General features: G+C 57.2%; 7 protein-coding genes and 1 tRNA gene. 2 read left to right on the top strand and 6 right to left on the bottom strand.

Annotated features, from left to right (window positions below; genetic code table 11):
* Positions 1-160: 160 nt before the first annotated feature.
* The 4 genes from BDE01S_RS06565 to BDE01S_RS06580 all read right to left on the bottom strand — a co-directional run bounded on the left by BDE01S_RS06565 (position 161) and on the right by BDE01S_RS06580 (position 3,758).
* A complete protein-coding gene (locus BDE01S_RS06565) occupies positions 161-715 on the bottom strand; it encodes a gamma carbonic anhydrase family protein (RefSeq protein WP_066079047.1) in 555 nt (184 codons plus the stop codon).
* A 131-nt stretch (positions 716-846) separates the two neighbouring features.
* Entirely contained in the window at positions 847-1,599 is a 753-nt protein-coding gene (locus tag BDE01S_RS06570) for an esterase family protein (RefSeq protein WP_066079048.1), read from the bottom strand.
* 10 nt (positions 1,600-1,609) lie between these two features.
* Positions 1,610-2,791: an ATP-grasp domain-containing protein gene (locus tag BDE01S_RS06575; RefSeq protein ID WP_066079051.1), complete on the bottom strand. Its 1,182-nt coding sequence runs from the start codon at positions 2,789-2,791 to the stop codon at positions 1,610-1,612.
* A gap of 118 nt (positions 2,792-2,909) precedes the next feature.
* Positions 2,910-3,758, bottom strand: coding sequence for a c-type cytochrome (locus BDE01S_RS06580; protein WP_066079054.1), 849 nt, complete (start codon positions 3,756-3,758; stop codon positions 2,910-2,912).
* 288 nt (positions 3,759-4,046) lie between these two features.
* Between BDE01S_RS06580 and BDE01S_RS06585 the strand changes: the two genes are divergently transcribed.
* Positions 4,047-4,122 (top strand) — tRNA-Arg (locus BDE01S_RS06585).
* Between the two features lie 123 nt (positions 4,123-4,245).
* Here the strand turns inward: BDE01S_RS06585 and BDE01S_RS06590 are convergent.
* Positions 4,246-5,439 carry an amino acid aminotransferase gene (locus BDE01S_RS06590; protein ID WP_066079057.1) on the bottom strand — a complete coding sequence of 398 codons (1,194 nt, stop codon included), beginning with the start codon at positions 5,437-5,439 and terminating at the stop codon, positions 4,246-4,248.
* A gap of 170 nt (positions 5,440-5,609) precedes the next feature.
* The gene (locus BDE01S_RS06595) at positions 5,610-6,005 is read right to left on the bottom strand and encodes a DUF2628 domain-containing protein (RefSeq protein ID WP_066079060.1); all 396 of its coding nucleotides are present in this window, start codon (positions 6,003-6,005) and stop codon (positions 5,610-5,612) included.
* Between the two features lie 169 nt (positions 6,006-6,174).
* Here BDE01S_RS06595 and folP point away from each other — a divergent pair, with 169 nt between their 5' ends.
* On the top strand, positions 6,175-7,014 hold the full coding sequence (gene folP, locus BDE01S_RS06600) for a dihydropteroate synthase (protein ID WP_066079063.1): 840 nt from the start codon (positions 6,175-6,177) through the stop codon (positions 7,012-7,014).
* Positions 7,015-7,360 lie beyond the last annotated feature (346 nt).

Genomic DNA, 7,360 nt, shown 5'->3' on the forward strand with positions numbered 1-7,360 from the left:
GCCGCCTTGTATCAGAATTTAATTTCTCCGACTATATATACAGCATCCGTTGAAATTCAGCCACCTGTTGAATCTAAAAAAGCCGTCTGAAAAATCAAATATTTGATTTTTCAGACGGCTTTTTTTCAGACGGCTTGGCAATCGGCAGGCGGAATCGCGTTTATTCCGTTTCTGTGCCTGCTTCCTGCGCCCGATAGGTTTGCGCGTAGCCGACGTAGTTGGCGGCGGATTGTTTTAAAAACGCCAATTCTTCCGCGCTCAGGGGGCGGGCGGGTTTGGCGGGGGCGCCGGTGTAGAGGTAGCCGCTTTGCAGGCGTTTGCGCGGGGGGACGAGACTGCCGGCGCCGAGTACGACGTCGTCTTCAATCACGGCGTCGTCCAAAACGATGCTGCCCATGCCGATTAACACGCGGTTGCCGATGGTGCAGCCGTGCAGGATGGCTTTGTGGCCGACAGTAACGTCTTCGCCGATGTCGAGCGGCGAGCCTTCGGGCTTGCTTGCGCTGGCATGGGTGACGTGCAAGACGCTGCCGTCTTGGATGTTGCTGCGCGCGCCGATGCGGATGCGGTGTACGTCGCCGCGGATAACGGCTGCGGGCCAGACGGATACAGCTTCGGCCAGCTCGACTTGCCCGATCACGACGGCGCTGCGGTCTATCCAGGCATCGGGGTGGATGTCGGGGCTGTGTTGCAGAAAGGGGCGGATGTGGGACATGGCGGCTCCTTGGTGCTTGCCGTGGACGGTTGCCGCCCGTTATGGGCGGGCGTCAGTCGGCGTGGGAAAAGGCCGCGCTCTGCGCGTCAGGCCGTCTGAAAACAGACACCTGACGCGGGCAGGCGGCGGGTTTAAATCAGGTTTTGTTCCGCCAATATGCCTAAGAAATACGGCATTTGCAAGCGCCACAGCGGCCAGTCGTGCGCCATGTCGTGTCCCCAGTAGTCAAACCAGGCGTCTATGCCTTTGGCGGCAAAGGCTTCCTGCAGGCGGCGGGTGTCGGCGATGTGCTGCTCTTCCCATGCGCCCTGACCGACGGCGGTGATGAAGTGGTTGCGGCGGTAGCGTTCCAAAAACCAGGCGTCGTGCTGCCCCCACAGGAAATCGATGGGCGAGTTGGTATAGACTTCGGGGTCGCCGTGAAACTCGCCGCTGAAAAAGCGGGCATCGTACACGCCGCTTAGGGCGACGGCGGTGTCGAATACGTCGGGGTGGCGCAGGGCGAAATTGACGGTGTGGAATGCGCCCATGCTGCAGCCGGTTGCCATCAGGGCGCCGTTGTGGGCGGACTCGCTGCGAATCAGCGGCACCAGCTCGTTGATGATGTAGCGGTCGTAGGCGTTGTGCGCCAGCGCCATATCATGGCCGGATTTGCGGGTGTCGAGCCAGGAGTCTTTGTCGGCGGAATCGGGTGTGTAGAATGTCAGACGGCCGCTTTCGATAAAGGGCGCGCAGGCTTCAATCATGCCGAAGTTGCCGTATTCGTGGTGGTTGCCGCCGGAGGAGGGGAAAACAATCACGGGCTTGCCTGCGTGGCCGTACACGTTAAACGGCATTTCGCGGCCGAGTTCGCCGCTCCAATGGCTGCGTGCTTCAAAATGCATGGTCATCTCCTTATCCGCGTTTTTCTTGGGCGAAGTGCACGATTTCGTGCATGTGCGCCAGGGTTTCGGTGCGCGCCAGAATGCCTTCTTCGCCCATGATTTTGGCGAATACGCCGGGCACGCGCTGCACGCTGATGATGTTGTCGGGGTAGCGGGCGCAGACTTCGGCGGTGGTGTGCGCGTAAGGCTTGCTGGCTTTGCGGGCGATGTACACCACGTTCCACGGATGGGTGATGTCGGCGCGGAAGGTGTTGTCTTGAACGATATGGGCGTATTCGCGGAACACGTCGAAATCGTTGGCGTAGTTCCACATATCGATGGTCAGGCCGCCGGGCGGACGGCAGTTGATTTCCAGCGGCATCAGCTCGCCGCTGCCTTTGACGCGGAAAAATTCAAAGTGGAAAAAGCGTTCGCGGATTTTGAAGGCATCCACGCATTTTTGTCCCAGCGCGACCAAATCGGGGGAAATGTCGCGCGGCACATAGTAAAACATATCGTTGTCCTGCTCGACCGTGTCCAATACGGCTTCGGAATATTCCAAGCCGGCGTGGAACACGATTTTGCCGTTTTTGTCGGCCAGGCCGTCGAAGGTGATGATGTCGCCGTCGATAAACTCTTCCATGATGTATTCGGTGTGCGGATTGCGGCTGCCGAAAAAGGCTTCCAAGTCTGCCGCCGAGCGGATTTTGTAGGTATCGCTCGCGCCGACGCCGGAATCGGGTTTGATGATGACGGGGAAGGACAGCTCGGCCGCCAGCTCGCGTGCGTCTTCATCGTTTTTGAACACTCTGCCGCGGGCGACTTTGAGGCCGATGCTGCGGAATACCGCCTTCATCTGCGATTTGGTTTTGATGGGCTGCATATCGGCGCTTTTGTAGCCGGGTACGTTGAAATCGGTACGCAGGGCGGCATCCAGCTCCAGCCAGTATTCGTTGTGGGATTCGATGCGGTCGATGCGGCCGTATTTGTGCGCGAAAAAGGCTACGGCGCGGTAAACCTGGTCGTAATCTTCCATATTGTCCACGCGGTAGTATTCGGTCAGCGCGTTGCGCAGGGTGTCGCTCAGGGATTCATAAGGCGCATCGGCAATCCCCAGCGTGCGGATGCCGCGCTCGTGCAGGCGCACGGCGAAGGTTTCAAAATTGGTGGGAAAATGGGGGGAAATCATCACAAAGTTGAGTGGGTGTGACATAAGCGTATCCTCTGTTGGTATGCGGCGCGGCGTTTTTCAGACGGCCTGAGCCGCCTTAGGCAGGCGGCGGATAAACCAAAAGCGCACCGCGGGGCAGTGCGCTTTTTTCAGGCGGTTTTTAGAATTTGCCGCCGGATTGGTTGGCCATGTAATCTACGGCTGCTTTAACTTCGTCATCGCTCAGGCTCATGTTGCCGCCTTTGGCCGGCATGGAGTTGAAGCCCTCGATGGCGTGTTTGTGCAGGGTTTCTTTGCCTTTCTTAATGCGGTCTTTCCACTCGTCTTTGTGGGTCACGCGCGGAATGCCCGGAATGGCGGAGTTCGCGCCGTGGCAGGCCATGCAGCTGGCGTCGAATACGGCTTTACCGTCGATGGCGGCTGCGGCGCTCGGAGCGGCCTCGGCAGCAGGTGCGGCGGCTTCTGCGGCAGGCGCGGCAGCATCACCTTCGGCTGCAGGAGCGGCTTCGCCCTCGGCAGCGGCGGCACCGGCATCAGGATCGGGGAAAGAAGCACCGGCGGTGTTGGCCAGGTAAGTCACAACGCGTTTGAGTTCTTGGTCGGTCAAATCGGCTGCGCCGCCTTTGGCCGGCATGGCGTTAAAGCCGTTCAGAGCGTGGTTGAACAGGGTGTCGAAGCCTTGAGCGATACGCGGCGCCCAGTCGGCTTTGTTTTCAAATTTCGGCGCGTTCGGTACGATGCTGTCGGCGGCGTGACATTGGATACAGATTTTGTTGAAAATCTGCTCGCCGGTGCGCTCGCCTACGGGGGTGCCGTCGCCCAACAGCAGTTGGCCGGAGGGCTGGATGCGGGTTTGGGTGGCGGATTCGGTGGTTTCGGCAACGTCGCTGAACGAGCTGCTGCCGGCCAGCTTAATCAGGAAGAAAACGACTGCGAGCAAGATGACGACCCCGCTCACCAGGGTGAATAATGCAGAGCCTTGGGCTTTACTGTTACTGAGTTGTTTCATTTGGTAGGCCTCGCCGTTAGGTTAGGTTGTGCTTTGGTTTATATATAATGGGTATGTTAAACGCAATTAACAATATTTTGCTGGATTATACTGAATTTACAAGCGCTTTCCAATCGCTGGGGCGGAAATTCTGTAAAAAAACTTAGTGAGCAGCAGGTGGGCGGGATTAAGAGCTTGTAAACGTTAAATTATTAAGTTTTCCGCGCCTGCGGGGTCGGTGCGGATTTGCCGCAACGGCCAGATAGGCTTTGCCAAAATGCGGAAAATACGTTACTCTTACGGCTTCGTGCACCCATAGCTCAGTTGGAAGAGTGTCAGTTTCCGAAGCTGGAGGTCACAGGTTCGATCCCTGTTGGGTGCGCCAGCCATTATAGAGAAGCCGTCTGAAAAACGTAATTTTTCAGACGGCTTTTTGATTTACTTCAAATTATCGTTGAATAAAAAAGAACGGGGCGCGGTAACGCTGCACCCCGCTTCTTTCAGACGGCTATTTCAGCACTTCGGCAAAAGCGTTGGCTACATACTCGATGTTGGCAGGGTTCAGACCCGCCACGCACATGCGGCCGGAGTCGAGCAGATAAACGGCGAATTCGTCGCGCAGGCGGTGTACCTGCTCGACCGTTAAGCCGGTGTAGCTGAACATACCGCGTTGTTTGATGAAATAGTCGAAATTTCTGCCCGGCACTTTTGCGGCCAATACGTCATACAGACCCTGACGCATGGCGCGGATGCGGTCGCGCATGGCATAGACTTCGCTTTGCCACAGGGCAAACAGTTCGGGCGTATTCATCACTTCGGCGGCCACATACGCGCCGTGGGCGGCCGGGCTGGAATAAATGCGGCGTACGGTGAATTTAAACTGGCCGAACACGATATCCGCTTCTTCTTTGCTCGGGCACACCGCGCTCAGGCCGCCGACGCGCTCGCCGTAAAGCGACAGGTTTTTGGAGAAGGAGTTGCTGACAAACAGCGGCAAGCCCATCTCGGCAGCTTTGCGGATGGCGTAGGCGTCGCTGTCCAAGTCGCCGCCGAAGCCTTGGTAGGCGATGTCCATAAACGGAATCAGCTTGCGCTTGCGGATGATTTCCAACACCGTATCCCATTGCTCGGGCGATAAATCCACGCCGGTCGGATTGTGGCAGCAGGGATGCAGGATTAACACGCTGTTTTCCGGCAGGCTGTCGAAAAACGCCGTCATTTCATCGAATTTCACGCCGACGGTGGCCGGATCGTAATACGGATAAGTGCCGACTTCAAAGCCTGCGCCTTCGAAAATGCCTTTGTGGTTGTCCCAGGTCGGGTCGCTGACATAGGCTTTGGCTTCGGGAAACCAGCGGTGCAGGAAATCCGCGCCCACTTTCAATGCGCCGGAGCCGCCGAGGGTTTGGATGGTGGCGATGCGGCCTTCGGTTAAGGCCGGGTGCGATGCGCCGAACAGCAGGTTTTGCACCGCGCTGCGGTAGGCGGCCAAGCCTTCCATCGGCAGATAGGGGCAGGGGCGGGGCGATGTGGCCAAATCATGCTCGACGCGGCCGACCGATTCCAATACCGGCATTTTGCCTTCGCTGTCAAAATAGATGCCGATGCCGAGATTGACTTTTTCGGCGCGGGTGTCGCGGTTGTAAACTTCGACCAAACTCAAAATCGGGTCGCCTGCGTAAAATTCGACGTGTCGGTACATGATGTTTCCTGTTTAGAAGCTGTTAGAAGCCGGATGAGGCAGATTGTGGCATAAAGCAGGATTGTTGACAATTATTGCTTGGCGGCATTTCACAATCGGGCGGACAAGGCCGTCTGAAAATGCCCAAAAGCCGTCTTTTTCAGACGGCTTTTGGCGGAGAAACAGGTTGATTAGGCGTTTTTATCGGCAGCATAACGCGCCACGGCGTGCTGCGGGGAAGACGCTTCGACGGTGGTGATGCGTTGGTAGCCGCGTTTGAGCAGATTGCGCTCCCGCAGGCTGTTGCCGTTGATGCCGGTGTAGATGGCGATGGCCAGCGATGCGGCATTGCCTACCGCGTCAATCACGGCATTTTCCTCCTGCGTGCTGCCGGCAAAGAAAATCGCAGCCACCGCGCCGACAAAGGAAGCGGCAAATGCAACCAGAAATAAGGCCAGCGCCACCAGCCACAGGCGTTTGAACAGCGCCCAAAAGATGCTGAAGAAAAATCCCGGCCAAGACCAGCCGTTTTTTACCGCTTCGATGCGCTGCTCGGCGGCGTGCTCGTAAATCGTATATTGTTTCATCGTATAGAACCCCTTTATAAAATGCGGCATAGCGTGCCATATCTAAAAATACATGGTGGCGGAATAGGGTTTTTCAAGGCTAGGCCGTCTGAAAAACCGCTTAGCCGCTTTTTCAGACGGCCTTTGCCTTTATAATATGGAACGGATAATAACCGCTAAGGAATAAACCATGAGCATATGGCAGGCAGGCCGTTTCCAAATCGACTTAAACCGCCCGCAGATTATGGGTATCGTCAATCTCACGCCCGATTCGTTTTCAGACGGCGGCACGTATTCCCACACCGTTCAAACAGCCTTGCGCCACGCCGAGCAGCTCTTGAAAGACGGCGCGGATATTTTGGACATCGGCGGCGAATCGACCCGCCCGGGCGCGGCCTATGTTTCCCTCGCAGAAGAATGGGCGCGCGTGCAGCCCGTATTGGCGGAAGTAGCAGGGTGGGGCGTGCCGGTGAGTTTGGACACCCGCCGCACGGAAGTGATGGCCAAAGCGCTGGATTTGGGCGGCGCAGACATCATCAACGACGTGGCCGCGCTGAGCGACGCGGGCGCGGTGGACTTGCTGGCGCAGCAGGCGGATACGGGCATCTGCCTGATGCATATGCAGGGGCTGCCCGAAACCATGCAGGACAATCCGCATTATCAGGACGTGGTCGGCGAAGTGGCGCGTTATCTGAACAGCCGCGCCGCCGCGTGTATCGAAGCCGGGATTGCCCGAACGCGTATCACGCTCGACCCCGGTTTCGGCTTCGGTAAAAACCTGCAACACAACACCGCCCTGATGCGCCATCTGCCCGAGTTGGCAGCGGCAACGGGGCTGCCGCTGCTGATCGGCGTATCGCGCAAGCGCATGATCGGCGAGCTGACCGGCGAAACCGATGCGGCGGCGCGGGTGCACGGCAGCGTGGCGGCGGCGCTGGCGGCAGCGGCACGCGGCGCCCGCATTTTCCGCGTGCACGATGTCAAAGCCACGGCGGATGCTTTGAAAGTCTGGCAGGCTTTGGGCGTGTAGCGGCGGGCTGGAATGGGGAAAAGCCGTCTGAAAAACGATATGGTCGTTTTTCAGACGGCTTTTTTGCGGGTGTGGGGTGTGGAAGTGATGGTGGGTAAAGGTTTTATTGTGAAACTGTTGTTAAATTCCTAATCCACTGAAGAATTACGGTAGCTTTTTTTAAACAATATGTTGCTTGATGTCCGAAGTGGATTCCCGCCTGCGCGGGGGGAGCGAAGCGGACTTGCGTAGCTAATGACGGCAATAAGGATTTTGGTTTTTTAGGAATTTTATTATCTCTGCTTTATCCTTAGTAGGACGGGCATCCGTGCCCGTCGCTCATTCATATAGTCGGAGAACTTAATTT

The organism is Bergeriella denitrificans NBRC 102155 (genome assembly GCF_001592185.1).
GTDB classification, from domain to species: Bacteria; Pseudomonadota; Gammaproteobacteria; order Burkholderiales; family Neisseriaceae; genus Neisseria; species Neisseria denitrificans.

What these genes read in the sequence shown, in the direction of transcription:
- BDE01S_RS06565 (WP_066079047.1), bottom strand. Translation starts at nt 715, where the DNA reads ATGTCCCACATCCGCCCCTTTCTGCAACACAGCCCCGACATCCACCCC.
- BDE01S_RS06595 (WP_066079060.1), bottom strand. Translation starts at nt 6,005, where the DNA reads ATGAAACAATATACGATTTACGAGCACGCCGCCGAGCAGCGCATCGAA.
- BDE01S_RS06570 (WP_066079048.1), bottom strand. Translation starts at nt 1,599, where the DNA reads ATGCATTTTGAAGCACGCAGCCATTGGAGCGGCGAACTCGGCCGCGAA.
- BDE01S_RS06575 (WP_066079051.1), bottom strand. Translation starts at nt 2,791, where the DNA reads ATGTCACACCCACTCAACTTTGTGATGATTTCCCCCCATTTTCCCACC.
- BDE01S_RS06580 (WP_066079054.1), bottom strand. Translation starts at nt 3,758, where the DNA reads ATGAAACAACTCAGTAACAGTAAAGCCCAAGGCTCTGCATTATTCACC.
- BDE01S_RS06590 (WP_066079057.1), bottom strand. Translation starts at nt 5,439, where the DNA reads ATGTACCGACACGTCGAATTTTACGCAGGCGACCCGATTTTGAGTTTG.
- folP (WP_066079063.1), top strand. Translation starts at nt 6,175, where the DNA reads ATGAGCATATGGCAGGCAGGCCGTTTCCAAATCGACTTAAACCGCCCG.